This window comes from Brachybacterium sp. GCM10030252, assembly GCF_042666535.1.
Lineage (GTDB): Bacteria > Actinomycetota > Actinomycetes > Actinomycetales > Dermabacteraceae > Brachybacterium.
Window position 1 is genome coordinate 52587 of sequence record NZ_JBHTDM010000004.1, and the last position, 24925, is coordinate 77511.

Annotated in this window: 28 protein-coding genes; 21 read left to right on the forward strand and 7 right to left on the reverse strand. The window is 70.7% G+C overall.

The window, feature by feature from the left end; translation table 11 throughout:
• The first annotated feature begins 57 nt into the window (after positions 1–57).
• The 13 genes from ACFQRJ_RS01925 (at position 58) to ACFQRJ_RS01985 (ending at position 9820) form a co-directional block, all read left to right on the forward strand.
• The gene (locus ACFQRJ_RS01925; RefSeq protein ID WP_377016467.1) at positions 58–2034 is read left to right on the forward strand and encodes an AAA family ATPase; all 1977 of its coding nucleotides are present in this window, start codon (positions 58–60) and stop codon (positions 2032–2034) included.
• A gap of 280 nt (positions 2035–2314) precedes the next feature.
• A complete protein-coding gene (locus tag ACFQRJ_RS01930; protein ID WP_377016469.1) occupies positions 2315–2581 on the forward strand; it encodes a hypothetical protein in 267 nt (88 codons plus the stop codon).
• Positions 2578–2898, forward strand: coding sequence for a WhiB family transcriptional regulator (locus tag ACFQRJ_RS01935; protein ID WP_377016471.1), 321 nt, complete (start codon positions 2578–2580; stop codon positions 2896–2898). Before ACFQRJ_RS01930 ends, ACFQRJ_RS01935 begins: the two co-directional genes overlap by 4 nt.
• Positions 2895–3188, forward strand: coding sequence for a hypothetical protein (locus ACFQRJ_RS01940; protein ID WP_377016473.1), 294 nt, complete (start codon positions 2895–2897; stop codon positions 3186–3188). Before ACFQRJ_RS01935 ends, ACFQRJ_RS01940 begins: the two co-directional genes overlap by 4 nt.
• The gene (locus tag ACFQRJ_RS01945; protein WP_377016475.1) at positions 3185–3454 is read left to right on the forward strand and encodes a hypothetical protein; all 270 of its coding nucleotides are present in this window, start codon (positions 3185–3187) and stop codon (positions 3452–3454) included. The genes ACFQRJ_RS01940 and ACFQRJ_RS01945 overlap by 4 nt, the downstream gene beginning before the upstream one ends.
• A gap of 183 nt (positions 3455–3637) precedes the next feature.
• Positions 3638–4189 (forward strand): hypothetical protein, encoded by a 552-nt coding sequence (locus ACFQRJ_RS01950; RefSeq protein WP_377016477.1) that lies wholly within the window; start codon positions 3638–3640, stop codon positions 4187–4189.
• Between the two features lie 175 nt (positions 4190–4364).
• Positions 4365–5186: a phage major capsid protein gene (locus tag ACFQRJ_RS01955; protein ID WP_377016479.1), complete on the forward strand. Its 822-nt coding sequence runs from the start codon at positions 4365–4367 to the stop codon at positions 5184–5186.
• Between the two features lie 364 nt (positions 5187–5550).
• Positions 5551–6189 carry a hypothetical protein gene (locus tag ACFQRJ_RS01960; protein WP_377016481.1) on the forward strand — a complete coding sequence of 213 codons (639 nt, stop codon included), beginning with the start codon at positions 5551–5553 and terminating at the stop codon, positions 6187–6189.
• Positions 6190–6272: 83 nt separating this feature from the next.
• Positions 6273–6821, forward strand: a complete 549-nt coding sequence (locus tag ACFQRJ_RS01965) for a hypothetical protein (RefSeq protein WP_377016483.1) — start codon at positions 6273–6275, stop codon at positions 6819–6821.
• Positions 6822–6910: 89 nt separating this feature from the next.
• Positions 6911–7504: a hypothetical protein gene (locus ACFQRJ_RS01970; protein WP_377016485.1), complete on the forward strand. Its 594-nt coding sequence runs from the start codon at positions 6911–6913 to the stop codon at positions 7502–7504.
• On the forward strand, positions 7501–8361 hold the full coding sequence (locus ACFQRJ_RS01975) for a hypothetical protein (protein ID WP_377016487.1): 861 nt from the start codon (positions 7501–7503) through the stop codon (positions 8359–8361). Before ACFQRJ_RS01970 ends, ACFQRJ_RS01975 begins: the two co-directional genes overlap by 4 nt.
• A 25-nt stretch (positions 8362–8386) precedes the next feature.
• Entirely contained in the window at positions 8387–9148 is a 762-nt protein-coding gene (locus ACFQRJ_RS01980) for an SDR family oxidoreductase (RefSeq protein WP_377016489.1), read from the forward strand.
• A 78-nt stretch (positions 9149–9226) separates the two neighbouring features.
• A complete protein-coding gene (locus ACFQRJ_RS01985; RefSeq protein WP_377016491.1) occupies positions 9227–9820 on the forward strand; it encodes a GNAT family N-acetyltransferase in 594 nt (197 codons plus the stop codon).
• Here ACFQRJ_RS01985 and ACFQRJ_RS01990 read toward each other — a convergent pair.
• Entirely contained in the window at positions 9795–10193 is a 399-nt protein-coding gene (locus ACFQRJ_RS01990) for a VOC family protein (protein ID WP_377016494.1), read from the reverse strand. The genes ACFQRJ_RS01985 and ACFQRJ_RS01990 overlap by 26 nt on opposite strands.
• Before the next feature lie 60 nt (positions 10194–10253).
• Between ACFQRJ_RS01990 and ACFQRJ_RS01995 the strand changes: the two genes are divergently transcribed.
• The 7 genes from ACFQRJ_RS01995 (at position 10254) to ACFQRJ_RS02025 (ending at position 15188) form a co-directional block, all read left to right on the forward strand.
• Positions 10254–11054, forward strand: a complete 801-nt coding sequence (locus tag ACFQRJ_RS01995; RefSeq protein ID WP_377017258.1) for a DUF6597 domain-containing transcriptional factor — start codon at positions 10254–10256, stop codon at positions 11052–11054.
• A gap of 32 nt (positions 11055–11086) precedes the next feature.
• Positions 11087–11467 carry a DUF3224 domain-containing protein gene (locus ACFQRJ_RS02000; protein WP_377016496.1) on the forward strand — a complete coding sequence of 127 codons (381 nt, stop codon included), beginning with the start codon at positions 11087–11089 and terminating at the stop codon, positions 11465–11467.
• Positions 11468–11549: 82 nt separating this feature from the next.
• Entirely contained in the window at positions 11550–12041 is a 492-nt protein-coding gene (gene coaD / locus ACFQRJ_RS02005; protein WP_377016498.1) for a pantetheine-phosphate adenylyltransferase, read from the forward strand.
• Between the two features lie 53 nt (positions 12042–12094).
• Positions 12095–12760 (forward strand): YceD family protein, encoded by a 666-nt coding sequence (locus ACFQRJ_RS02010; protein ID WP_377016500.1) that lies wholly within the window; start codon positions 12095–12097, stop codon positions 12758–12760.
• Complete coding sequence (gene rnc / locus ACFQRJ_RS02015) at positions 12760–13512, forward strand: ribonuclease III (protein WP_377016502.1); 753 nt, start codon at positions 12760–12762, stop codon at positions 13510–13512. The genes ACFQRJ_RS02010 and rnc overlap by 1 nt, the downstream gene beginning before the upstream one ends.
• Before the next feature lie 51 nt (positions 13513–13563).
• Positions 13564–14529 carry a bifunctional DNA-formamidopyrimidine glycosylase/DNA-(apurinic or apyrimidinic site) lyase gene (gene mutM, locus ACFQRJ_RS02020; RefSeq protein WP_377016504.1) on the forward strand — a complete coding sequence of 322 codons (966 nt, stop codon included), beginning with the start codon at positions 13564–13566 and terminating at the stop codon, positions 14527–14529.
• Positions 14530–14597: 68 nt separating this feature from the next.
• Complete coding sequence (locus tag ACFQRJ_RS02025) at positions 14598–15188, forward strand: response regulator (RefSeq protein ID WP_377017260.1); 591 nt, start codon at positions 14598–14600, stop codon at positions 15186–15188.
• A 94-nt stretch (positions 15189–15282) separates the two neighbouring features.
• Here the strand turns inward: ACFQRJ_RS02025 and ACFQRJ_RS02030 are convergent, their stop codons facing one another.
• From ACFQRJ_RS02030 to ACFQRJ_RS02055, 6 genes are all read right to left on the reverse strand, one after another.
• On the reverse strand, positions 15283–16437 hold the full coding sequence (locus tag ACFQRJ_RS02030) for a sensor histidine kinase (protein ID WP_377016506.1): 1155 nt from the start codon (positions 16435–16437) through the stop codon (positions 15283–15285).
• Positions 16434–18278: a thiol reductant ABC exporter subunit CydC gene (gene cydC / locus ACFQRJ_RS02035; protein ID WP_377016508.1), complete on the reverse strand. Its 1845-nt coding sequence runs from the start codon at positions 18276–18278 to the stop codon at positions 16434–16436. Before cydC ends, ACFQRJ_RS02030 begins: the two co-directional genes overlap by 4 nt.
• Positions 18275–20056 carry a thiol reductant ABC exporter subunit CydD gene (cydD, locus tag ACFQRJ_RS02040; protein WP_377016511.1) on the reverse strand — a complete coding sequence of 594 codons (1782 nt, stop codon included), beginning with the start codon at positions 20054–20056 and terminating at the stop codon, positions 18275–18277. Before cydD ends, cydC begins: the two co-directional genes overlap by 4 nt.
• Positions 20057–20072: 16 nt before the next feature.
• Positions 20073–21161, reverse strand: coding sequence for a cytochrome d ubiquinol oxidase subunit II (gene cydB / locus ACFQRJ_RS02045; protein ID WP_377016513.1), 1089 nt, complete (start codon positions 21159–21161; stop codon positions 20073–20075).
• Between the two features lie 18 nt (positions 21162–21179).
• A complete protein-coding gene (locus ACFQRJ_RS02050; protein ID WP_377016516.1) occupies positions 21180–22736 on the reverse strand; it encodes a cytochrome ubiquinol oxidase subunit I in 1557 nt (518 codons plus the stop codon).
• A gap of 117 nt (positions 22737–22853) precedes the next feature.
• Positions 22854–23432: a TetR/AcrR family transcriptional regulator gene (locus tag ACFQRJ_RS02055; protein ID WP_377016518.1), complete on the reverse strand. Its 579-nt coding sequence runs from the start codon at positions 23430–23432 to the stop codon at positions 22854–22856.
• Positions 23433–23590: 158 nt separating this feature from the next.
• Here ACFQRJ_RS02055 and ACFQRJ_RS02060 point away from each other — a divergent pair, with 158 nt between their 5' ends.
• Positions 23591–24877 (forward strand): MFS transporter, encoded by a 1287-nt coding sequence (locus tag ACFQRJ_RS02060; RefSeq protein ID WP_377016520.1) that lies wholly within the window; start codon positions 23591–23593, stop codon positions 24875–24877.
• Positions 24878–24925 lie beyond the last annotated feature (48 nt).

Genomic DNA, 24925 nt, shown 5'->3' on the forward strand with positions numbered 1-24925 from the left:
CCACATGGGAACGCCCCCGCCGGGAATGAGACCAGCAGGGGCGCAGAGGTAATGCCCATGAATGGCCTTCAGCATACCGCGGAGGTAGGGGATTCCGATACTCCGCTTACAGGTGCGCTGGCCGCAACAGCTCGCAGCTGGAAGCTGCTCCCCGTGGAGCCACCCGTAAAGGGTGACGATAAATCCGGGAAGAACCCCCGCGAAGGATTCCACTGGCTCACGCAGGCCACCAGCGCGCCCCGCAGCGTGCGCGGGTGGTTCGGGCCGGACGGCTACGGGGCCAACTACGGAATCCTCGCCGCGGCCAACGGCCTGGTGATCCTGGACGGCGACGCGCCCGGCGCGCTGGACGCCTGGGCCGCCGACTACGCCGTGCAGCTGCCGCCCACCTACACCGTGGCCACCGCACAGGGCGAGCACCGCTACTACCTGGCCGGGACGCACGAGTTCACGCAGGGCAAGCCCACGCCCACGGTGGACGTGCGCTTCCGCGGGTACGTGGTGGGGCCGGGGTCGGTGCACTGGTCGGGGGCTGTGTACACCGTGACCGACGACCGCGCCCCGGTGCCCCTGCCCACCCCCGTAGCCAATGCGCTGCACGCTGCGCAGCACGCCGCCGAGGCCGGTGCACGGGACGGCTACGAAGTCCCCCGCGACACCTACACCCCCACCGAGACCGCGTGGCTGCGGGCTGCCTACCGCGGTGCGCTGGCCGACCTGGCCGCCGCCGCCGACATGCCCATCGGTGCCACCGATCAGTTCGGTAAAGGCTGGGAGGGGCTGGTGCTGCGGGCGTTCAACCGCGGGGTGGGCGTGTGCAACGCACTGCCGGACGAGTTCCCGTTGGAGCGCGCCGGTGCTGAGATGCAGCGCGCCGCACCGCGGGACAGCGGCTTTCCCGACTCCCACGTGCGCCGCAAGTGGAACAGCGCAGTGTCGTGGGTCGGGGATCGTGCCCTGACGCCGAAGGTTCGGGACCAGGGCGACTCGCTGGATGGCTTCTCAGACCTGGGTCCGGCCGAGAGCGCCGGGGCCGCCAGTCCCGACCAGGGTCTGTCTGGCGACCAGCTGGCCGCGGTGCGGGCGCGGTACCCGCTGAAGGACCTACGCGCCCTGCTGCATCCCGACCGCCCGCCACGGCCCTGGGTCGTGCAGGACCTGCTGCCCGCCGAGGCATCGGCCTCGCTGATCGCCCCGGCGGGGCTGGGCAAGTCGCTGTTCGCGCTGTCGTTGTCCGTGGCGGTGGCGCGGGGTGACGCCTACTTTGCGGGGCTGCAGGTGCCCCAGCGGCGCCGCGTGCTGTACGTGGATTGGGAGAACGGCGAATACGACTACATCGAGCGCCTGGCATCTCTGGGATTCACGCACGAGAACGTGGGCGTGCTGGATGGATGGTTCTTCCCGCTGGAACTGCCCGACGCCCTGCCCAGCCTGGACACCCCCGAAGGCCGCCGGGAGCTGGGCGCGATCATCGACGCCTACGAGCTGCACCGGCAAGACCTTGTCGTTCTGGATAGCGCACAGCGCATGGTGGGCGGCCCCGAGAACGACAGCGACACCTGGCGCGCCTACTACGAGCACACCGCCCTGATGCTGAAGGCGCGGGGACTCACCGTGCTGCGGATGGACAACATCGGCCACCAGGACAAATCCCGTTCGCGTGGCTCCTCTTCCAAGATTGACGACGTTGACGCGCAGTGGGTGATCGCCCCCACCAAGAACGCCGGGCCGGGCACGTTCGACTTCACCCCGACGAAGGGGCGAATGCGCGGCGACCTGGAAATCCTCACCTTTGAGCGCCGGGAAGTGGATGGCGTGCTGACGTGGTCCACCGGGCGCAACCCGCAGCAGGACCAGACAGCCGCCGCACGCCGTTGGCTGGACGCGCAGCAGGTACCGCCGACGCACGGCGGGGACCGCGCCTGGGAGCACGCCAAGGCCAACGGCTGCCCGTACCCGCGGGGCGCAGTACGTGCCGCGCAGGCGCAGCGAAAGGCCGCCGTGGACTCCTTTGGGGAGGTGCCCGGTGAGTAATGCCCACCTGGGGAAACGGCACGCCGTCACCCCGCGGCGTACCCGCGGCGCGCTGCTACGCCGTCGCGTGGCGGCGTGGCACGGCGTGGCGCAGCAGAACCCGACCACCACCAGCGCACACAGCACGCCGCGGCCCGTTCGCGCGGTACGGCGTACCGGGCCGCCGTGCCACGCCGCCGCGCCGCCCCCCTATAGGGGCGGCGTGGCTGGGCGGGGCCACCCCCGACCGCCCCCGGCGTGCGTCGGCCAAGAACAAATCCAACCCCGAGAGGACACCAAGATGAATGAGGAATCAGACCCCGGGCCGTTCACCCGCGTGATTATCCAGCGCAACGTGCAGGTCCGCGGCGGGGCCACCTACGGGGTGGAGGCCGCCTTCACGCTGCCGGGCACCCCCTACGGCCCCGACCTGCTGCAGGCGCTGGACCCCGCCGTGCGCCGCCTGGACCAGGCCACCGTTGACGGCCTGGCCGACCACGTCGGCACCGACGAGGCCTTCCGCGTGGCCGACCTGGTGGCCGATGCCGAAGCCCGGTGGCGCCCATGAGCCGCAAGGCCCACCGCGAGGTCGCTGCGTCGGCCCTGGTGCCCGAGGCCGCCCTGCCCGCGTGGCAGGGGCTGCTGTGGAGCTTCGAGCAGCTGCACCACGAGCGCATCCCGTGCCAGGCGTATCCGCCCGAGGACTGGTTCGACAAGCGCTCCCACCCGCAGCGGCGTGCGGTGGCGCGGTGCGGGCACTGCCCGTTGCAGGCCGCGTGCCGCGACTACGCCCGCGCCGCTGCTGAACCCGAAGGCGTGTGGGGCGGGGAGACCGCCGCGCAGCGCCATGCATATCTCATCCGCAACAGAAAGAAGAAGAAGTGAACACCAACGACCACCCTGTGATCATTCCGCTCGTCAAGCGTCTGGACGAAGTGGAGAACCGCCTGGCACAGAATGAGGAGGCGTTCGCGGCCCTGATTCAGCGGGCCGACATGCTGCTGGACGCCGAGGAAGGCCGCACCGACTTCCAGCGCGAGCGCGCCGAGTACTGGAAAGGCGAGTGCCTGGCCGCCCGGGCCGATGCCGACCAGCTGCGCCAGCGCCTGCACTACGCCGACAGCGTCCGCCGCTCCAACGCCGAGTGGCTGCGCGGGCGGGAGGCCCGCCGATGACGAGCACGCCGCCGCCTACTCCGGCGCAGGTGCCGCGGTCGCGTAGGCCGCAGCAGCAGCCCCCGCCCCGGCCCGACAAGAAGACCCGGCCCACCCCTGCCCGAGTGGTGCCGTGGGGCTACACCCGCCACGACGGCGTGAAGGTGCCTGGCGCCATTGTCACGAATCACCGGCACCGAATCTTCGTGGACGCGCACCGGCTGCGCGCCTTAGCCGACCGCCTGCACGACATCGCCGATGACCTCGAACAGGAGAGCAAGGGATGAATGACCAACCGATCCCGCTGCCGCCGTGCCCGGCGTGCGGTGGCGCCTACCTTTACGGGCTGACGTTCCAGCACCGCACCAGCTGCCGGTTCTACGAGCCGGATTCCGCTACCGCCGCCGCCGATCACGAGAAGCGAGAGGGCGTCCGCCCGCTCACCCCGACCGAAAAGGAACTGATCCAAGATGAGTACGACCAGCCCGAAGAGCCCGAATCCCTCGGAGTCCGATTCCGACACTACGGAGTCCACCTCCGGCACGTTGTCTGCCGCGACGGGGCAGGCCGCGCATTCGGTCTCGCAGCCCGACGCAGTGCCGACCCAGACGGCCCCGCAGCCTGACCCCGACCCCAGCGCCGACCCCGAGGCCGGCGACGCCCCTGGCGACGATCAGGTCGGTGCGCTGCGTAAGGAGGCCGCGGGCTACCGCAAGCGCGCCCGGGAGGCCGAGGCCCGGGCCGATGCCGCCGACGCCAAGGTGGCCGCGCTGCTGGACCACCTGGTGGCCCAGGCTGCTGGTGACCGCGGCGTGAAGCCCGAGGCGCTGCAAGCCGCCGGGGTGGACCGCGCAGCATGGTTCGGGGAGGGCGGGGCGTTCCTGCCCGAGGCCCTGGCCGCCGATGTGCGCGCCACCGCGGAAATGTTCGCCATTCCTCGGAAGGGCCACAATCCGCACACCGGAACGGGAATAGAGAATCCGGCGGAGGCCCTTTCGTGGGCTGATGCGATCAAGGGCTGAATCCCGTTAGGCTGAGGGGTGCGGTGGCAGTCCAGGTGGCGCTGCCGCACCCCTCAATTCTCATATCGCATTAGCGCTTCCAGGCGGGGCGCACTCTCATAGGCCAGGCGCCACGGAGAGCAGCGAACAGCATCTTTGTTCATTCCCTGTCTTTGGAGGCGCTTTTATTATGACCATGCTCACCAGCACCAACGGTTCCAGCAATATTCTTCCCCCGCAGTACGGGGCACTGATCACCGACCCGCTCACCGAGAACGCGCTCGCGTTCGACAGCCGGGTGACCACCACCATTCGCACCGGGGCCGAGCGATTCCGTGCACCCCGTCTCGTGGAGGACGTGGCCGCAGCCTGGGTGGCGGAAGGCGAGGAGATCGCCCCCAGTGATCCCACGCTGGATGAGATCGAAATCGTGCCTAAGAAGCTCGGCGGGCTGACCATCATTTCCCGCGAACTGGCTGAGGATTCCAATCCCAGTGCGCAGGCCATCGTGGGGCAGTCGCTGGCCCGCGCCCTGACCACGCAGGTGGACACCGGCTTCTTCGGCGCCGGGGCCGAGGCCGCCGCAGCCAAGGGGCTGGGGTCCATCACGCCGACCGTGCACACCGGCCAGCTGACCAGCCTGGACCTGCTGCACGAGGCCAAGGCCCTGGCCGCCGACAACGGCGGCAAGCCCACCGCGCTGCTGGCCCACCCCAGCGACGTGCTCACCCTGGCCAAGCTGAAGGAGGGCACCGGCAGCAACCAGGCGCTGCTGCAGTCCACCGACAGCGCAGCGGGCGTGCCTGTGATCAGCACGCGGCACGCGAACCCCGGCACGCTGTGGATGGTGGACGCCTCCCAGATCCTCACCGTGCTCCGGGAGGACACCACCCTGGCCGTGTCCCGTGATGCCTACTTCACGTCGGATCGCATCGCCGTGCGGGCCACCGTGCGCATCGCGTGGGGCTTCCTGACCCCGGCGGCCCTGGTGCGCATCCACCTGACCACCGGAGCCTGAGAAACACCGCCGGGCTGCTAGCGTGCTCGCACGCAGCAGCCCGGCGGCCCCGGTGTGGGGTACCCCTCATGCCCCCTCCCCGGGTTTCCACCCGGCACGGCTCCCATAGTGCTCGGAGAGACGCATGGAACAAGAACCATCGGCTGGTCTGGGGAGATGCAGGCCGCCGGCGAGAGCTCCCCAGGCCACCAGCAGCGCAGCAGCAGCCCCGCACACGTCTTCTCACGTGGCGGGGCTGTTTCGTTACTGAGGCCTACCACTCAGATGGAAACCGCAGGTAGTCCTATCTTTACGTAACGGCTGACAGTAGGCTGTGCAGTAGCTGAACGCCAGCTGATAGCCGCCGCACCAAGGAGCGCCCGCCATGTCTGACCTCGTTCTCGTCACCACCGCCCGCAGCACCCGCCTGCACCGCGCCACCTGCAAGCGCGTGCCCGCCAAGGGGTCGCCCGCCGTGCAGCACGCCGCCCCGCGCCTGGTGCTGGCCGCCCGTCCCGCCAGCTGCTGCAAGCCGCAGGTCCCCGACACCCTGGCCGACGAGGCCGCCGCCGCGCAGCGCGCCGGGGCCGAGTCGCTGTCCATCTACCGCAGCATGGTGGAGCCTGCGCAGCCCGCCGCCGAGCAGCCCGCCCCCGCTGCCGAGCAGGCCGACGGCCCCACCGCCACGGTCACCTTCTCCAACCGCGGCATCTCGCTGTCGGTGTGGCGCGCCCTGGGCGTGCAGGGTGCGCAGGCCGTGGCGCAGCAGTATGACGTGGAGGTGGCCAGCGCCGACAAGACGACCCACAGCGTGCAGCTGCAGGGTGCGCAGGCCCAGCAGGCCGCCGCCGCGGTGGAGTCGCTGTGGGAGTCGGTGTGGTCGGCCTGGGCCGAGCACCGCGACGGCGGCGCCGAGACCGGCTACGCCGACGCACTGGCCATCAGCCGCACCGCGGCCCGCGGGTACCGCCGCACCTGGATCGCCCAGCAGATCGAGGCGCAGATGGAGGCTGACTTCCAGTGAGACCGTGCCCGATGGATGGCACCCCCATCCCCATCAGCCTGAAGCAAGGCCGCCCGGCCACCTACTGCAGCAGCGCCTGCCGAGTGAAGGCGTACCGCCAGCGCAAGGCGCAGGAGCTGGTGGCCCCGGCCCGGCGCGCAGCAGCCCCCGCGGCGCCCCGTGCGTCGGCCCCCGAGGCCAGCACGGCCATCCCCTACCGCATGCGCCAGGCCGACCGCTGGGTCCGCTGGGACGTGCTGCGCGGGCGGAAGATGCCCCTACAGACCAGGCGGCCCCGTGCAGCCTCGGTAGTCGACAGCCGCACTTGGGGGTCGTACGCCGACGCAGAGGCCAGCGCGGTCGGTCGCGGCGTCGGCTACGTGCTCGGTGGTGGGGTGGGCTGCCTGGACCTTGACCACTGCATCGCCCCGGACGGCACCCTGTCGCCCCTGGCGCAGCAGGTGCTGGACCTGAACCACCACGCCTGGGTGGAGGTGAGCATGTCGGGCACCGGGCTGCACGTGTTCGGCCTGCTGGACGAGGCCCCTGGCCGCCGCACCCCGCGGCTGGAGGTGTACAGCCGGGGCCGCTACATCGCCATGACCGGCACCGTGCACCAGGCGGGCGGGCTGCACCCGCTGGTGCTGCCATGACACTCCACGCGAGGGTTTCGTAGCTTCCGCGTCATACACATGTCGGCGCCACTGTTGAGATCCTGTCGTACGTGTGTCATCCTCTATGTATGACAGAGAATCCACTTGACGACCAGACTCAGACGAACGAGTGCACGGTGACAGTGTCGGGCCCTGGTGTCCAGATCTCCCGACCCGTCACCGAGGAGGTGCTATCGGCTGTGGTCAACCTTCTGTTCGGGGGCGTGGCGTCACTGCCGTCACGTGTGGCGACCCCAGTACGCGATCAAGCGGTCGCCACGACAGGGGATGTATACGCCGAGGATCCCGACTTGGAAGCTGATGAAGAAGATCAGCCATCGAATGTTCGCGAGTTTATTGACGAAGTTGAGCCGAAGACGTTCTCGCAAAAGATTTGCGCAACAGGATACTTTCTCCTCAAGATGAAGGGAGTCGGCAACGGATTCTCGCGCGAGCAGGTTAAAACTGAACTGATCACTGCTCACGAAGACATGCCCGCGAACTTCCCTCGGGACTTCACGAGCGCCCTCACTTCAGGGTATATTGCAAAGAATCCGGATACCGGCCTCTTCTATGTTCCGAAAGCTGGCGCAACCGCTGTTGAGTCGCACTTTACGGAGCTTCCAAAGAAGCGAACGCGGCGCCCTGCAAAGAAGGCTGTTAAGGCTGGCGACGGCGAGTGAGTAACGACCCGGTCGGCGTGCGCGTTCAGCGCATGCCTCAGCAGGACCAGGTGCTAGTACTCGCGTCTATCGCTGCCGCACGCTCAGCACAGAATGACTTCTCGGCGACCGACGTCGGCGACCTGTACGACGACGCGCGAATCCCGAAGCCTGCGAAAGTTTCTAATGTCTTCGCCACCCTGAGCAGGAAGGGATTTTGCGTCTCCTTGTCAACGCGAGGAAGGTGGTCGCTCACCCCGATCGGGCGCCAACAGGTGTCGGCCTTGATCGGGCATGATGCCCCAGCGCTCGTCGCTGAAGGGCTTGCTCCCGGGGCAGAGCTTGGGCACCGGCGACACACTCTCGTGCCTGCCAGCCTTGCCCCACCCCAGCTGTTAGCACCAGTCGCAGAGTTCACTTCCGCCAATCCGCCAGAGAACAACGTTTTCGGCATGACGCGCTTTCCTGATAGCGATGAGGATCAGCGTGGACCCGACCCTGTCGCTGGCACCTTAGGCACGGCGTCCGACGTCCTTTCGGGTTACGGAATGAACCTCATACTCGCTTCGGACCGCCAAATGGTAGACGACGTATGGGGGAACGTATCGGGGCACATGTGGGCAAGCAACTACGGGCTCGCTATTTTTGAGGACCGTCGCGGTCGAGGCATGAATTATAACCTTGTCATCGAGGTTGGGGGAATGCTCATGTCGGGTCGCCGTTGCCTACTTTTGAAGGATAAGTCCATTGAGCGCATGCCAACAGATTTTGTTGGGCTGATATACAAGAGCGTTGACCTCGATGACCCGAGTACGGTCGCGGATGCTGTACATACTTGGGCTAAGGACGACCTGGGCCTCGGGCAACAGCAGAAGTGACAGTGCTTCGCGGTACCCCTAACGGGTGCTCGCCGGACACACCATCTTCATCCCCGGCGCGACCAGCGGCATCGGCCTCGCCCTCGCCGTGCGACTGCACGCGAAGGGCAACCGCGTCATCGTCGGCGGGCGGCGCACCGAGCTGCTCGAGTCGATCGCCGCCGAGCATCCCGGGATCGACACGGTCGAGATCGACACGTCCGATTCAGCCAGCATCAGCGCTGCGGCGCAGCAGGTCCTCGCCACGCATCCGGACCTCGACATGCTGGTGGCGATGGCCGGGATCATGCGGGTGGAGGACTGGCAGGACCCGTCGGACGTCCTCCCTACGGCGGAAGCGACGGTCACCACGAACATTCTCGGCCCCATCCGGCTGATCGCCGCGTTCATGGAGCATCTGCGAGCCCAGGAATCGGCGACGATCATGACCGTCTCCTCCGGTCTGGCCTTCGTGCCCCTGCGTGCCACCCCCACGTACAACGCCAGCAAGGCCGCGATCCACATGCTCTCGGAGTCGCTGCGGCTCCAGCTCGCCGGCACCGGCATCGACGTGCTCGAGCTGCAGCCGCCGGCCGTGCGCACCGCCCTGATGCCCGGCCACGAGGACAACGAGGCCGCGATGGGACTGGACGAGTTCGCCGACGAGGTCATGGAGATCCTCGAGACCCAGCCGGAGGCGACGGAGATCCAGGTCGAGACGGTGAAGTTCCTGCGCTATGGCGAGGCGCGCGGTGACTATCCCCAGGTGGTCGCGGCCGTGAACGCCACCGACCCGCACAACCACTGACCGGCACCAGCCGCCACAAGCGACGACCCCCGCTGAGCGCGGGACCGCCCGGAACCCATCGGTCGCTACCCTCTGAGCGTGACCACGACTCTCCACGACCTCGACTGGCCCGTCCGCACCGACCGCCTCGAGCTCCGACCGGCCCGACCCGAGGACGCGGACGAGATCTGGCCCTGGTACCGGCGGCCCGAGGTCCAGGAGTGGACGACCACGCTGAGCACCACGCTCGAGGACCACCGGCAGCGGTGGGAGAGCCGTCTGGACATCAGCCTCGTGGGCCGGCGCGACGGTGGCATCGTCGCCGTCGGCAAGATCGACCGTCAGGACCCGTGGTCCCAGACCGACATGGTCGAGCAGGCCCGCGGCCGGCAGGCCGAGGTCGGCTGGGTGCTCGACCCCGCCATCCAGGGACAGGGCCTCGGGACGGAGTTCGCCGCGGCCCTGCTGGACCTCGCTTTCGAAGGGCTCGGCCTCCGCCGGGTCGAGGCCGGCTGCTTCGCCGCCAACCTCGCCTCGCGCCGCGTCATGGAGAAGATCGGCATGCGCTGCGAGGGCGTGTTCATCGAGGAGTCCCTGCACCGCAGCGGACGCTGGCTGGACGGGATGAGCTGGGCGATGCTCTCGCGCGAGCACCACGCGCGAGGAGTCAGCCCCAGGCAGCCGCGTCGGTGAGACAGAAGGCGTGGCCAGCGGGGTCACGCAGCACGATCCACGTCTCGCCCGGCTGCTGGGAGGGACGCTCCGCACCGAGTTCCACGCAGCGCGCCGCCGCGGCGTCGAGGTCCTCGACGGCGAGATCGAGATGGAACTGCTTGCGACCGTCGTCCGGCCACGAGGGCCGTTGATAGTCGGGGATCGCGCCGATGCCGAGGGCGTGGCTCGGCCCGGTGAGCATCGCGTACTGCTCGCTCAGGTGCACGATCGGCCAGCCGAGGACGGCGGACCAGAACTGCGCGATCGGCTGGGTCTCGGCGGCGTCGAGCGTGATCATCGCCAGGGAGGCGACGGGCGCGGCGGCCGTGGAGGGCGTGTCAGTCGTCGTCATAGCTGCCACACTGCCGCCATGGAGCATGCAGGCGATTGCATGAACGCGACACCGCCGCACATGGTGGGCCATGTCCTGCGACCGGAGGAGTTCCTCGCCCGTGCCTCGTACGACAGTGCCGCGCCCGACGAACGGCTGAGCCGGTGGGTCGAGCGGTACTGGTCTGTCACGTGGTCGCTCGAGGACGGCGCATCCCATCACGTGGCGACGCTCGACGAACCGGCGGTCAATCTGACCGTCGAACGTGGCGGAGTCCAGCGCAGCGGCATGGACGGTGACGGCGCATGGATCACCGGCCCGGTCGCCGCGGGACGGTTCGATGTGACGCTGACCGGTACGGGCAGTGTCATCGGTGTCAAATTCCGACTGGGAGGCACCACCGCCTTTCGCGCCGCTGATCTGGCGGCCCTGCGTGACCGCACCGTTCCCGCTGCGGAGTGGTTCGACGTCGATCCCGCCGCCGTGGTCCTCGAGCCCACGGCGACCGAGGCCGCGGAGGTGCTTGATGACTACCTCCTCGCCCGGGAGCCGCGTGAGGACCCCGGGTTCGACGGGTTTCTCGCCGTTCTCGAGATGCTCGCCGACCCGGAGGTCACCGGCACCGGAGAGCTGGAGCGACGAGCGGGGATGGGAACGCGGTCGTTGCAGCGGCTGTTCGAGCGGTTCGTCGGTCTCGGCCCCAAACGCATGCTGGTGCGTGCGCGAGTGATGGACGCCGTGGCAGCGTTCGACAGCGGTGACCCGCGGGACGTCGTCGATCTCGCCCATGATCTCGGCTGGTTCGACCAGCCACACTTCATTCGCGACTTCCGCGCCATCACAGGCGAGACGCCGGCCCGTTACGCGCGCCGAAGGGGGTGACCGCGAGGGGAGCGCTGCGCGATACTGCGAGCATGACGACGCTCAGCGCGACCTTCACGATCGATCTGCGCCCCGGCGAGCCGATCCCGACCGCCGCCGGCCGCTTCGAGTTCACCAAGACCTGGAGCGGCGCACTCGAGGGCACCAGCCACGGCACCATGCTCACCGCCGGCGATCCGGGCACAGGCAACGCCGGCTACGTCGCCATCGAGATCTTCGAGGGCACCCTCGACGGCGTGCCGGGCGGCGTGACCCTCCAGCAGCTCGGGACGATGGCCGGCGGCGACCCCGTCCTCGAGTACGTCATCGCCCCCGGCTCGGGCACCGGCGAGCTCGCCGAGACCTACGGGAGACTGACCATCGACGCGATCGACGACGACGGTGTCCACCGGGTGAGTCTCGAGCAGGCCTGAATCGCGCCGGCGTCCCGAGCCGCACCGGGCCCGGCCGCACCGGAGCCGGCCGCACCGGAGCCGGCCGCACTAGAGTGGCGCCATGAGCACCGTCGTCCTGCCCGGCTCGTTCGATCCCTTCACGCTGGGACATCTCGACCTCACGCGTCGGGCAGTTGCCCTCGGCCACCGTGTGGTCATCGCCGTCTCCCACAATCCCAGCAAGGCCGGGACCCTCGGTCTCGAGGCGCGGAAGACCGCGATCGCCGAGACGGTGGAGGCCGACGGGATGAGCGACAGCGTCGAGATCCGCACCCTGCCCAAAGGGCTCCTGGTCGACTTCTGCCGGGAGCTGGGGGCCGATGCGGTGGTGCGCGGCCTGCGCTCCCAGCTGGATCTGGCGTACGAGGAGCCGATGGCGCGGATGAACCACCACCTCGCCGGTGTCGACACCGTCTTCCTGCTGACCGACTCGGCCTACTCCCACATCTCCTCGTCCCTGGTGCGGGAGGTCAACGCCCTCGGGGGTGACGTCTCCGACATGCTCCCGGGACCGTCCCTGGACGCGCTGCGAGCCGCCGCGGACGTATCCTGAGTAGTCCTCCCGGCCACGCTCATCTTCGTCGACACGAACAGGACTGCCACGCCATGTCTTCCGACACCGTCCCCGTCTCGCCGCTCGATGAGGATCTGCGCTTCGACGCGGTCGACCTCATCGGCCGCCCCGGCGCGCACCGCCGTATCGAGCGCACCATCGCCGCCCCCGCCCGCGAGGCCGGCGGCGCCGCGATGCAGGTCCCCGAGGGCAACGCCCTCGCTGTCGAGGCCGAGCTCGAATCCGTCGTCGAGGGCATCTACGCCCACGGCTCCGTCCGCGCCCACCTCGAGGGCGAGTGCTCACGCTGTCTCGACCCCGTCGACCAGGACGTCGAGGCGCGTCTGGACGAGATGTTCATGTACCCCGAGAAGGTCAAGGCCGACGAGCTCGAGGACTCGGTCCTGCTCGAAGGCGACAAGGTCAACCTCGGCCCGCTGGTGCGCGACGCGCTCGCCATGGAGGCCGACGAGCGCCCGCTGTGCCGCGAGGACTGCCCCGGTCTGTGCCCCCAGTGCGGTTTCCGCATGGAGGACGACCCGGAGCACGGCCACGAGATCATCGATGACCGGTGGGCCGCGCTGAAGACCCTCCTCGATGAGGACTCCGACGGCTCCGACGGTTCGGCTCGCTCCGACAGCTCCGACAGCTCCGACAGCTCCGACAGCTCCGACAGCTCCGACGCCACTGGCGGCACGGCCGGCAGCGAGGGCCGCTGATGGCGCGGAGGCGCCGGGCCACCGAGCACGCCGACGCCGATCGGCTGCTCGACGCCCTCCCGCTGGACGCCGCTCAAGCTGCTGAGCTGCGCGAATCGGGACTGTTCGAGCTGGCCCTGACCCATCGCTCCTATTCCTATGAGCACGACGGGCTCCCGCACAACGAGCGACTCGAGTTCCTCGGCGACGCCGTGCTGCAGCTCGCGGTGACGGAGCAGCTGTACGCGACCCATCCGACGCTGCCCGAGGGTGACCTCGCCCGCCGCCGCGCCGCCACCGTCAGTGCCCGGGCGCTCGCGGTGATCGCCTCGAAGCTCGACCTCGGCGCCTACGTGAGGCTGGGTCGAGGGGAGGATCTCACCGGCGGGCGCGCGAAGATCTCCATCCTCGCCGACACCACGGAGGCCGTGATCGGTGCGGTCCACCTGGCGCTGGGCCAGAACGTCTCCCGCCGGTTCGTCCTGGAGCTCATGCAGCCTCTGCTGGAGTCCGACGAGTTCCTCGAGACCAGCTACGACTTCAAGTCCCGGCTGCAGGAGATCGCCGCCGCCACCGGCGTGACCCCGTCCTACCGGATCACCGAGACGGGCCTGGAGCACGAGAAGGTGTTCACGGCCACGGTCAGCGTGGAGGGCATCGTCTCCGCGAGCGGGGAGGGCGCGTCCAAGAAGGACGCCGAGCTGGCCGCGGCTCAGAACGCGGTGCGCGCGGTCCTCGCCGAGCGCGGCGAGTCGCTGATACCTCGCGGCTGACCCGCCCCCGCGGCTGACCCCATTCCCAGCGGCTGAGAGGAGCTGAGCGGCGTGCCGGAACTTCCCGAGGTCGAAGTGGTGCGTCGCGGCCTCGAACCCGGCACCGTCGGCCGCGTCGTCGACGAGGTCGAGGTGGTCGATCCGCGGATCATCCGCCGTCAGAGCGGGGGAGCGGACCGCCTGGCCGCGGCCCTGGTGGGCTCTCGCCTGACCGCCGTGGTGCGTCGCGGGAAGTTCCTGTGGTGGCGCCTGGCCGACCCGGACGGCCAGGACACCGGGGAGGCGCTCATGGGCCACCTCGGCATGAGCGGCCAGCTGCGTGTGCGCACCCCCGACCCGGCACCGACCGCCCTCCTGCCGCCGTCCGAGGGCCCCGCCCCCGACCCGCTCCGCCACCGCCGGGCGAGCCTGCATCTGGATGACGGCACCGTGATCGACATGGTCGACCAGCGCATCTTCGGCGGCCTGTGGACCAGCCCTCTGCAGCCGACTGCCGATGGTGCCGTCGCCGGCCTCGGCAGCCCCGACAAGCTGCTCCCCGACGACGCGGCCGGCATCGCCCGCGACCTCCTGGACCCGGCGGCGGACCTGCCCGCCATCGCCCGCACGCTGCGCTCCCGGCGAGCCCCCGTGAAATCCCTGCTGCTGGCGCAGGACGTCGTCAGCGGCATCGGGAATATCTACGCCGACGAGGCCCTGTGGGCCGCCCGCACACGCTACGACACCCCCGGCAACGCCCTGACGCAGCGTCGCGCGCTGTCGATCCTGCGGGAAGCCGGCGCCGTCATGGAACGGGCACTGGGTGCCGGTGGGACCAGCTTCGACGCGCTCTACGTCAACGTCGACGGTCGCAGCGGGTACTTCGCGAGGTCGCTCGCCGCGTACGGCAAGGATGGGGAGCCCTGCCCGCGATGCGGGACGCTCATCCGTCGCGACGTCCATCAGGCCCGCAGCAGCTTCTACTGCCCCCGCTGCCAGCGTCCCCTGCCCCGGGCGAGGAAGGACCAGGTCAGATGACATCGGACGACGAGAGTGCCGGCGGTGAGCACCTGGAGGACGAGCCGCCGGAGGGCATCATCCGGGTGATGCTGGTCGACGATCACGAGGTCGTCCGCCGCGGCATCGCCACCGTCATCGACGCCGGTCACGGCCTCGGCGTGGTCGGTGAGGCCGCCTCCGTGGCGGAGGCGGCCCGTCGGCTGCCCGCGATCCGGCCCGATGTGCTGGTGGTGGACCTCCAGCTTCCTGACGGCACCGGCATCGACGTCATGCGCGCTGCGCGCCGGGCCGACCCCGCCCAGCGCATGCTCGTGCTGACCAGCTTCGACGACGACGCCGCGGTGCGCGAGTCCCGCGCGGTCGGTGCCGACGGGCTGATCCTGAAGTCCGCCCGATCCCACGAGATCATCGAGGCGATCCGCACCATCTGTTCGGGGAAGCCGGCCTGGCCGGCCGATCGCGCCGAGGAGACGCCGCAGCTGTCCGACTCCGACCGCCGGATCGTCGACCTGATCGGCGACGGTCACTCCAACCGAGAGATCGCTGACGAACTGGGCATCGCCGAGAAGACGGTCAAGAACCGCATCACGGTCATCCTCGCGACCTTGGGCATGCAGCGCCGCACGCAGGTCGCGGCGATGGTCGCCGCCCGTCGGCGCGCCGGTTGGAAGCAGTGACGGTTGGAAGCAGTGACGGCTGCTGGCGACGGAATCACACCGCTGGCGACGTCACCGCACCCGCTGGAGGCATGGTCGCGGCTGCTGGGACCGATCACGCCGGCGGCAGCGTCACCCGCCAGGAGATCATCGTGCCGGGCTCGAGGTTGATGGCGTCCACCCATCCGGAGTGCCGGCGCGCGCGGCTGGACATGTTCGCCAGCCCGCTGCGCCGCTGCACCGAGGGGTCGATCCCGCGCCCGTTGTCCGAGATGTTGACCTGGATGACCCGGTCCACACCCTCGGAGGTGAGGCTGACCGAGACCGCCACGGCGCTGGCATGCGCGTGGCGGGCGGCATTGGCGAGGCCCTCGCGGACCACCGCGACCACGTCCTCGGCGATCTCAGCGGGCAGCTCGGCCTCCATCTCGGCCGGGTGCGGTGGCAGGCGCAGCGCGGGGACGAAGCCGAGACCGGCGGTGGCCAGGCCCACCTCGTGGCGCAGCTGTTCGGTCAGCGTCGCCTCCGGGCGCTCGCGGCGCAGCGACTGCACGATCTGTCGGATCTGAGCGACCGCGTTCTCGACCCCGTGCACCGAGGCGGCGACCGAGGAACGGATCCGCGTGTTTGAGGGCGGCTCCCCGGGAGCGGCCAGGGCGTCGGTCAGGCTCTCCAGTTCCATCCCCACGGCGAACAGTTCCTGGATTGCGAGATCATGCAGATCGCGGGCGATCCGGCTGCGCTCGTCGTCGATCTCCACCGTGGAGCGCAGTGAGGGCCAGCGCAGCGTCAGGGCGAGCAGGCCGGCCAGGGCGTCCAGCCGTTCCCGGTCGGCGAGGGTGAACCCGTCCGGCACGTCCAGCGAGGCCGCGGAAGGGGCCCCGCGGAGTACGGCGAGGTAGCCCATGCCGTGCTCGGCGGCGTCGACGGCGGCCAGCAGCGCGGGGCGCTCCTGGTCACCGATGCGCAGCGTGGCGATGCTCTCGAGCGCCTCGACGTCCGCACTGTCGAGGCCGCGCTGTTCCGGGGAGTCGGGCTCCAGCGGCCGGCCGAGCAGCTCCGCGCCATCCGGGCCGTCGACGATCTCGTAGGCCCACGCTCCCGGCCGCCACGGGAGGGCCAGCGCGGCACTGCGCGCGCCGAGGTCGGTACGGGCGGTATGGACGAGCAGATCCAGCAGATCCTCGGTGTCGCCGCCGGCGAGCACGGCCTCCGCCAGCGCCTGCATACGGGGCCGGTCGGGCCGGGAAGGCGGGGTCGGCGATGTCATCGGTGCTCCTCGAAGCAGGCCCGGGCGTGGTCACCGATCCGGAGCACCGGCGTGGCGGCGGGGACCGCCTCGATCCGGTGGGTGACCACGACGACGGTACTGCTTGCGGGGACGAGGGTCTCGTCGGCCGGGTCGAGGAGGGCGCGCAGCAGTGCGTCGCCGCGGGCGGTCTCGAGGTGCTCGGTCGGTTCGTCCAGGAGCAGCACCGGGCCGCGGCGGACCACCGCGCGGGCGAGCAGCAGCCGGCGCCGCTCGCCGCCGGAGACGGTGGTCCCGTCCGGCCCGATGGGGGTGTCCAGGCCGCGGGGGAGGGTCGCGAGCCAGTCGTCGAGGCCGACGGCGTCCAGTGCGGCCAGAGCCGTCCCGTCGTCCAGGTCGCCGCGCACCACGCGGAGGTTCTCCCGCACCGTGGTGGCGAAGACGTGCGCGTCCTCGGCGAACATCGTGACCTCGGCACGCACCTCGGGGGCGGGCAGCACCGCGAGGTCGCGGCCGTCGAGTTCGACGCGGCCCGCCAGCGGATCGAGCAGACCGGCGAGAGTCGCCAGCAGGGTCGACTTGCCGCTGCCGGAGGCGCCGACCACCGCCAGACGCGACCCGGGCGGCAGATCCAGGTCGAGATCAGCGACTCTGGGAGCGTCGGCGGTCCATCCGGCAGTGAGGCCGACAGCGCACAGGTGTCCGGACCCACCGGGAGGCGCGGCCTGTACGGACGGTGCAGATGAGGCGGACTGTGCGGACGGCGCAGACGAGGCGGACTGTGCGCACGGAGCGGACTGCGCGGACCGCGCAGGCGTGGCGGCGGGCGCTCGCTCGCCGTCGGAGTCGGAATCGGAGCCGGACCCGCGGCGGTCGTCGCGGGGCGGCGTCCCTGCAGGCGTCGCCGGGCCGTCGGTCAGTTCGGCGAGTCGCGCCGCGGCGGCTCGCGAGCGGGCGTACTGCGAGGCTGCGGCCGGCAGGGCGGTGGCCGCCTCGAAGGAGGACAGCGGCAGCAGCAGGAGCACGCCGACCTGACCGGCGGAGGCCCCGCCGTCGGTCCACGCGGCTCCGGCGGCGAGCAGCGAGCCCGTCACCGCGAGGATCATGGCCAGCGGTACCGCGGCCGAGGCGACGGCCGAGGGCAGAGCGGCCCGGTCGATCGCAGCATCGTGCTCCTCCTGCCGGGACCGCAGCTCCTCGAGAGCGGCCCCGAGGCGACCGTCCAGGCGGAGCGAGGTGGCATCGTCGAGGATCTCCACCGCACCGGCGGTGACACCGGAGCGCGTGGTGACAACGGCCTGCTCGGTCAGCAGCGCGGCCCGATAGGCCATCAGCGGTGCCAGCACGGTGGCCAGTGCCAGGGCCAGCAGCATCGCGATCCCCGCGAGAGGGGACAGCGGCGTGATCGTCGCCAGCACCACGACGGCCATGATCGCCGCCACCAGAGAGGGCACGATCGCGGTGATGACGTGATCGCCGAGCTCCTGGGCGTCGTCCCCCAGGCGTGCGAGCAGGTCCCCGCGGCGGAGGCGGGTGAGAGCGTCGTCGGTGCGGGCGGCGAGCGCGGTGAACAGGTTCGTGCGCAGGGAGACGACGCCGCGCAGGGCGACGTCGTGGGTGAGCATCCGCTCCAGCCAGCGGAACACACCGCGTGCCACCCCGAGCGCTCGGACCATCACCACGGCGACGGTCAGATCGAGCACCGGCGGCATGGTCCACGCCCGCGTGACCAGATAGGCGGAGACGGCGGCGAGGGCGAAGGCCGACCCCAGGGTGGCGCAGGCGGCGGCAAGTGCTGCCAGCAGGCGGCCGGTGGGGATCTCGAGCATGCGTTCGGCGCGGCGGAGGGGCGTGGCGCTCATCGGGCTGCCTCCCCGCCAGGGTCTACTGCTCCGACGGTGTCCGCGGGGAGAGGCTCCGTCCGCAGGGCCGACACACTGACCACATCGTCCGCGAGCTCGACGAGACGTGAACGATGAGCGATCACGACGACGGTGCGGCCCTGCTCGCGCAGGGTGCGGATCAGATCGAGAACCACGTGCTCGGTGGCGCCGTCGAGGTGGGCCGTCGGCTCATCCAGGATCACCAGCGGGGCGGGGGAGAGCATCGCCCGGGCCAGAGCGAGCCGCTGGCGTTCGCCGAGGGAGATCCCCCGGCCCGCGCGGCCCAGGTCCGCCTCCCAGCCGCGCTCGGCGGCCACGGCGTCCAGGCCGGTGGCCGTGGCCGCCCGGTCCAGTTCATCATCGGCCGCGTCCGGCCGGGCAGAGGCCAGCACCGAGCGGAGCGTCCCGGCCGGCAGCACAGGACGCTGGGGGAGGAGAGCCACCTGGTCCCAGAGGCTCCGCCGGTCCAGGTCCGCCACGTCGGTGGCCGTCCCGTCGGCAGCGATCACCACGGCCCGGCCCTCATCGGGAGCCAACAGCCCCAGCAGGACGTGGACGGCCGTGGTCTTGCCCGACCCCGAGCCGCCCGTGATCGCGAGGACCCGCCCGGGACGCACCTCGACGTCGGCGCGGTGCGGGGCGTACCCGTCGCGCGATCGCACCGAGACCCCGCGCAGCGCGAGCGTCGCGGTGCGCAGATCCGGGGCCGGGACGTCCCCGGCGGGCGGAGACTGCTCGTCGAGGACCTCGAAGGCGGCGGAGACCGCGGCGAGCCCGTCGGTGGAGGCGTGGTACTGGGCGCCGACGTTGCGCAGCGGCAGGTAGATCTCCGGGGCGAGGACCAGCACCGCCAGGGCCGGGGCGAGGTCCATGTCGCCGGCGACCAGCCTCATGCCGATGCTCACTGCGATCAGGGCGACGCACAGGGTGGCCAGCAGCTCGAGCACCATCGAGGACAGGAACGCGTATCGCAGCGCCCCCATCGCCGAGGCGCGGTGGCGCTCGCCCAGTTCACGGACCACTTTCTCCGGGCCGCGCTCCCGGCCGAGCGCCCGCAGGGTGGGCAGCCCGTCGACGAGATCGAGCAGCTGGCTCCACAGCGAGCGCATGTCCGCCAGCAGCTTCTCGGACCGGCCGACGGTGAGCTTGCCGACCAGGATCATGAAGATCGGCACCAGGGGCAGCGTCACCGCGGCGATGACGGCGCTGAGCGGATCGAGCACGGCCACCGTGACCAGGCACAGCGGCGTGACGGTCGCCGTGAGCATCAGCTGCGGCACGTATCCGACGAGGTAGGGGCGCAGCTTCTCGACGCCGGTGGTGGCCAGCGCTGTGACGTCGGCGCCGCGGCCGGCCACGCCCCGAGGGCCCAGGCGCGCGGCGTGGGCGAGGATCCGGCCGCGCAGCTCGCTGATCGCGCCGGTGGCGGCCCGGTGGGCGGTGCGCTGCTGGGCGAGCACGGCCCCGGCGCGTATCGCCAGCGCCGCCACCAGAACGCAGAGCAGGTCCGGCGCCTGCTGGGGGACTCTGCCCTCGCTCAGCAGCTGCGCGCCCAGCCGGGCGATCACCAGCGCCGTGACGATGACGCAGGCGGACTGGACCAGGCCCAGCGCCACCGTGCGGACCACATGGCGGCGCGCCGAGGCGACCTCTCGCAGCAGTCGCGGGTCCAGGGGAGCGCGCGAGCGGAGGCGAGGCCGAGCCGGTGCGGGCCCCGCCGGCGCCGACTCGCTCGACGTCGCTTCCGTCGCAGTCATGTCTGCCCTCGCCGTCTCAGCCGGCATCCTGGTCGAAGGCTTCCCGGTAGCGCCTGGCGGCCTTCTCGAGCAGCTCCGTGCCGGGCGCGGGACCGTCCTCATCGCTGAGGCGATGACGGAAGACCCGATAGGTCCAGATCGTGTAGGCGATGACGACGGGCAGGAGCACCGCCAGCGCCACCAGCATCACGGTGAGGCTGTGGGCGGAGGAGGAGGCGTTCGCCACGGTCAGGGCGTTGGCCGGGTCCCCGGTGGAGGGCAGGACATACGGGAACAGGCCCGCGAACAGGGAGATCGTGGCCAGCGCGATAGCGGTGGTCGTGGCGGCGAAGGCCAGACGCTCCCGGCGAGCACGATTCAGGGGGACCACCGCGAGCAGGGCCGCGGCCGCGAGCGCCAGCGAGATCCAGGTGACCGCGGTGTTCGAGTGGGCCAGCTGGAACCACAGCAGGAACACCGCCGCGGCGAGGATCGTCGGCCACACCAGGAGCCCGGCGAGGCGGTTGGCATCCTCCCGCAGCCGGCCTTCGACCTTCAGGGCGAGGTACAGGGTCCCGTGCAACCAGAACAGGAGCACGAACACCAGCCCGCCGAGCAGGGCGAAGGGGTTCAGCAGGCCCAGCAGGCTGGTGGTCATCCACGAGTTCGCGTCGATCGCGACGCCTGCGACGATGTTGCCGAAGGCGATGCCCCACAGCAGCGCGGGCGCGAAACCGCCGATGACGTGGACGAGGTCCCACGAACGCTTCCACGCGGCACCGTCGGCCTTATCGCGCCATTTGAAAGCGCACACGCGGGCGATGAGCACCAGCAGCAGGGCCAGCAGCGCCAGGTAGAAGCCGGAGAACAGGGTGGCGTACCACTCGGGGAAGGCGGCGAAGATCAGCGCGCCGCCGGTGATCAGCCAGACCTCGTTGCCGTCCCACACGGGGCCGACGGTCTTCAGGATCGTGCCCCGGGTTCCGGCACCGCGCCGCCAGAACGTGGCGACGTTCATCTGGACCCCGAAGTCGAAGCCCTCCAGCACGAAGTACCCGAGGAAGAAGAAGGCGATCAGGCAGAACCAGAGGGTCTGCAGAGCTGTGGGCGCGAGCGTGACGTCCATGAGTGATCTCGTCCCTTCTCAGTAGTCGAAGGAGAGGGCGGGGGTGTCGAGCTCGTCGGTCTCGGCGTCACGCTGGGGCAGGGCCGCGCCCTTGAGGGCGACCTTGCGCATCAGCTGGAACCAGACCACGGCGAGCACGCCGTAGATGAGGGTGAAGGCGACCAGCGAGGTGAGCACCATCCACGAGGGATGGCTGGAGACACCCTGCATGGTCATCAGCCGCACCGTCGGATCATCGGGGTTGGGGTGGACCACCCACGGCTGGCGGCCCATCTCGGTGAACACCCAGCCCGCCGCGTTGGCGAAGAAGGGCATCGGGATCGACAGCACGCCGAACCACTGGAACAGCCGCGAGCCGGAGGTGCGGGCCGTCGCGCCCCGACCCCGCGTGATCCACAGCGCCCACAGCGCCATCACCGCGCTGAACACGGCCAGGCCGATCATCAGGCGGAAGGACCAGTAGGTCACGAACAGGTTCGGTCGGTAGTCGGCCTGCTGCACGTTGCCCTGGATGTCGGTGACGGATTCGCCGAACTCCTCCTGGTACTGGGCGTTGAGGTCGTCCACGCCCTGCAGCTCGGCGTCGAAGGTGTGGGTGGCCAGGAAGGAGGTGAGGTAGGGGATCTCGATCAGGTGGGTGACGCTGGAGCAGTCCTGGTCGAAGGCGTCGGGGCCGCCGATGGTGAGGATGGAGAAGGGCGCGCCCTCCTGGGTCTCGCACAGCGCCTCGGCGGAGGCCATCTTCATCGGCTGCTGCTTGAACATGATCTGCGCCTGCAGATCGCCGGTGATCGCGAGCGCCACCCCGGCGATCACCATCGCCACCACGCCCAGGCGCAGGGTCGGCCGGTAGAGGTCTCGGGCCACCGTGTCGTGGTCGCGGCCCTCGACGGTCTCCAGGCCGGCCTCGCGGGCCGCGCGGTGGTGACGGACCATGTGCCAGGAGGCCACACCGGTCACGAACGCGGCCGCGACCAGCCATGCGCCGGCGATGACGTGGGGGAACGCGGCCAGCGTGGTGATGTTTGTCAGCACCGCGAAGATCGAGCCCTGGGACGGGTCGAGCTCGGCGCGTCCGGTCTCGGGGTTCACCGCGGCTCCCACCGGGTGCTGCATGAACGAGTTCGCGGCGATGATGAAGTAGGCCGAGGCCATGGAGCCCATGGCCACCGCCCAGATCGTCAGCAGGTGGATCTTCTCGGGCAGCTTGCCCCAGCCGAAGATCCACAGGCCCAGGAACACCGACTCCAGGAAGAAGGCCGCGAGCCCCTCGAGGGCGAGCGGCGCCCCGAATACGTCCCCGACGTAGCGCGCGTACTCCGACCAGTTCATGCCGAACTGGAACTCCTGGACGATGCCCGTGGCGATGCCGATGCCGAAGTTCACGATCAGCATCGAGCCGAAGAACTTCGTCATGCGGGTCCAGGCATCGGTGCGCACCGGGTCCTTCGCGCGCATCGCCAGCGTCTGCATGATGGCGACCAGGAGCGAGAGGCCGATCGACAGCGGCACGAAGATGAAGTGGTACACGGTGGTGATGCCGAACTGCCACCGCGCAAGATCGAGGGCTTCCATGAATCCTCCCGGGAGTCCGGCACGCCATGGAGGTGGCGCGCTGGCTCGAATCTACGGCCGCGCGAGGCCCTGATCCGGGGACCATGGTCCCCTCGGGGGACCGACGCCGGAGCCGGGTCAGGCGCGGTGCGCCGAGATCGCGGCGCGGGCCAGCCGACGCCCCACGTCGATCGCCGAGGCGGGCCGTCCCCGGAGGAAGGCGGCCAGCGTGCCGTCGTAGGCGAGAGCCACCTCATCGGCGAGCTCCTGCGCATGGTCGCCGGCGAGCGGACGGGACAGATGCAGCAGGCGCCGGTCGAGCAGCTCGCTGTCCGCGGCGAGGACCTCACCGACCGGGCCGTCCGGGTCCGGGAACTCGGTCGCGGTGGTCAGGAAGGCGCACCAGCGCGCCGGGGGATGCGTGCCGACACGGTAGGCCTCCAGCGCGTCGAACAGGGCGAGCAGCCGCGCGGTGTCGTCTCCGGCCTCGACCACGTGGCGGTCCCAGATCGTCTGCCAGCCCGCCAGGCGGCGGCGGAGGGCTTCGGCCAGGAGCCCGTCCTTGCTCCCGAACTGCGCGTACAGGGTGGCAGCGGAGACGTCCGCCTCCCGCAGCAGATCGTCGACCGGCGTGGCGCGGATGCCGCGGGAGAACAGCACGCTCTCGGCCGCCCGGAGCAACCGGTCGCGTGCGGAGGGGCGCTGGGAGGGGGCCATCACTCCACTGTAACGACCGTTTCAGTGAACCACTATTCTAGTGTACTGTAACGAGCGTTCTAGTTGCGGCCGTGCCCGAGCCCGGGTGGACGAGCCCGGGCGTCCCAGCCCGACGGCCGGTTCGGCCGCCCAGCCCGTCGGAAAGAAGGAGAGCGCCGATGCGAGATCTGGTCCTCAGCGGGATGGCACTGATCGCGGCGACCTACGGCCTCGCCCGGTTCGGGTACGGGCTGTTCCTGCCACAGTTCACCGAGGAGTTCGCGATGGTCCCGGCCGTCTCGGGTGCGATCCAGGCCGGCAGCTTCCTGTCCTACTGCCTCGCAGCGGCGATCGCGGCGCGCGTCGACGCCGGCCCGCGAGCATTCGTGGCGCTGGCAGGAGGCACGGCCGCGGCGGGCTCGCTCGGCGTGGCGCTCGCGCCCCATGCCGCGGTCCTCGCCCCGGGCGTCGTCCTCGCCGGGGCCGGCGCCGGGTTCGCGACGCCTGGCCTGGTCACCCTCATCGAGCGCCACCTCGTCGGCGCCCGACGTGAGAGCGCGCAGACGGTCGTCAACTCCGGCACCGGCGCCGGCCTGGTCGCCGCGGCGGCGCTGAGCCTGCTCGCCATCGGGCACTGGCGGATCGCCTGGGCGGTGATCGCGGTGACAGCGGCAGTGGCCGCGCTGGCCACCTTGAGGGCCGATGCCGTCGCCGCCGGTGCCGGCTCGTCCGCCGGCGGCGGATCGCTCATCAGGTCCGGGCCGCCCGCCAGCTCCGGATCGCCTGTCAGCTCCGGACCGCCCGCCGGTCCAGGGGCTGCCTCGGGGCCTGGGCGGTCCGCGGGCGACGCCGCGCCGAGCAGTCGCGCAGGGCTCCGTGCCCTCATGGCGCCGCTGGTCATCCCCGTGGTGGCCGCTCTGCTGGCCGGCGCGTCGAGCGCCGCCATCTGGACCTTCGGGCGTTCGGTGATGGCCGATGCCCGCCCGGATCAGCCGCTCTACTCGCTGCTGGCCTGGATGGTGCTGGGTGTGCTCGGCATGGTCGGTGCGATCGCCGCCAAGCTCGTCCAGGCCTGGAGCCTGCGGACCGCCTGGACCCTCACCGCTGCTGCCATGGCCGGCGCCACCGTTCTGCTGGGCGTCGCTCCCGGAGCGTCGTGGGCCGCTCACCTGTCCATGTGCCTGTTCGGCGCGGGCTATACGGCGCTGAGCGGCGTCCTCATCGTCTGGGCCGGGAGGGCCCGTCCGGAATGCGCCGCGGAGGGAACGGTCGTGCTCTTCATCGCGCTCGCCCTGGGCCAGGCGGCAGGCTCCCTGCTGCTGGGGGCTCTGCTCGGAGTCACGTCGGAGATGACGACGTTCCTGGTCGCCGGAGGGCTCGGCCTGGCGGCCATCGTGCCCACGCTGCACCGCCGGATCCGGCATGACGACGGGGTGAGCACGAGCATGTCGGGATCGGTCGCGTGAAAGGCCTGTGCCATACTGACGCAGGCACTCTCCTGCTCCGCACCGGGT

Bases quoted from the DNA above. Each gene is read 5' to 3' on its own strand.
- ACFQRJ_RS01925 (WP_377016467.1), top strand. From the start codon at position 58: ATGAATGGCCTTCAGCATACCGCGGAGGTAGGGGATTCCGATACTCCG.
- ACFQRJ_RS01930 (WP_377016469.1), top strand. From the start codon at position 2,315: ATGAATGAGGAATCAGACCCCGGGCCGTTCACCCGCGTGATTATCCAG.
- ACFQRJ_RS01935 (WP_377016471.1), top strand. From the start codon at position 2,578: ATGAGCCGCAAGGCCCACCGCGAGGTCGCTGCGTCGGCCCTGGTGCCC.
- ACFQRJ_RS01945 (WP_377016475.1), top strand. From the start codon at position 3,185: ATGACGAGCACGCCGCCGCCTACTCCGGCGCAGGTGCCGCGGTCGCGT.
- ACFQRJ_RS01950 (WP_377016477.1), top strand. From the start codon at position 3,638: ATGAGTACGACCAGCCCGAAGAGCCCGAATCCCTCGGAGTCCGATTCC.
- ACFQRJ_RS01955 (WP_377016479.1), top strand. From the start codon at position 4,365: ATGCTCACCAGCACCAACGGTTCCAGCAATATTCTTCCCCCGCAGTAC.
- ACFQRJ_RS01960 (WP_377016481.1), top strand. From the start codon at position 5,551: ATGTCTGACCTCGTTCTCGTCACCACCGCCCGCAGCACCCGCCTGCAC.
- ACFQRJ_RS01970 (WP_377016485.1), top strand. From the start codon at position 6,911: ATGACAGAGAATCCACTTGACGACCAGACTCAGACGAACGAGTGCACG.
- ACFQRJ_RS01990 (WP_377016494.1), bottom strand. From the start codon at position 10,193: ATGACGACGACTGACACGCCCTCCACGGCCGCCGCGCCCGTCGCCTCC.
- ACFQRJ_RS01995 (WP_377017258.1), top strand. From the start codon at position 10,254: ATGGTGGGCCATGTCCTGCGACCGGAGGAGTTCCTCGCCCGTGCCTCG.
- ACFQRJ_RS02000 (WP_377016496.1), top strand. From the start codon at position 11,087: ATGACGACGCTCAGCGCGACCTTCACGATCGATCTGCGCCCCGGCGAG.
- coaD (WP_377016498.1), top strand. From the start codon at position 11,550: ATGAGCACCGTCGTCCTGCCCGGCTCGTTCGATCCCTTCACGCTGGGA.
- ACFQRJ_RS02010 (WP_377016500.1), top strand. From the start codon at position 12,095: ATGTCTTCCGACACCGTCCCCGTCTCGCCGCTCGATGAGGATCTGCGC.
- rnc (WP_377016502.1), top strand. From the start codon at position 12,760: ATGGCGCGGAGGCGCCGGGCCACCGAGCACGCCGACGCCGATCGGCTG.
- ACFQRJ_RS02025 (WP_377017260.1), top strand. From the start codon at position 14,598: ATGCTGGTCGACGATCACGAGGTCGTCCGCCGCGGCATCGCCACCGTC.
- ACFQRJ_RS02030 (WP_377016506.1), bottom strand. From the start codon at position 16,437: ATGACATCGCCGACCCCGCCTTCCCGGCCCGACCGGCCCCGTATGCAG.
- cydC (WP_377016508.1), bottom strand. From the start codon at position 18,278: ATGAGCGCCACGCCCCTCCGCCGCGCCGAACGCATGCTCGAGATCCCC.
- cydD (WP_377016511.1), bottom strand. From the start codon at position 20,056: ATGACTGCGACGGAAGCGACGTCGAGCGAGTCGGCGCCGGCGGGGCCC.
- cydB (WP_377016513.1), bottom strand. From the start codon at position 21,161: ATGGACGTCACGCTCGCGCCCACAGCTCTGCAGACCCTCTGGTTCTGC.
- ACFQRJ_RS02050 (WP_377016516.1), bottom strand. From the start codon at position 22,736: ATGGAAGCCCTCGATCTTGCGCGGTGGCAGTTCGGCATCACCACCGTG.
- ACFQRJ_RS02055 (WP_377016518.1), bottom strand. From the start codon at position 23,432: ATGGCCCCCTCCCAGCGCCCCTCCGCACGCGACCGGTTGCTCCGGGCG.
- ACFQRJ_RS02060 (WP_377016520.1), top strand. From the start codon at position 23,591: ATGCGAGATCTGGTCCTCAGCGGGATGGCACTGATCGCGGCGACCTAC.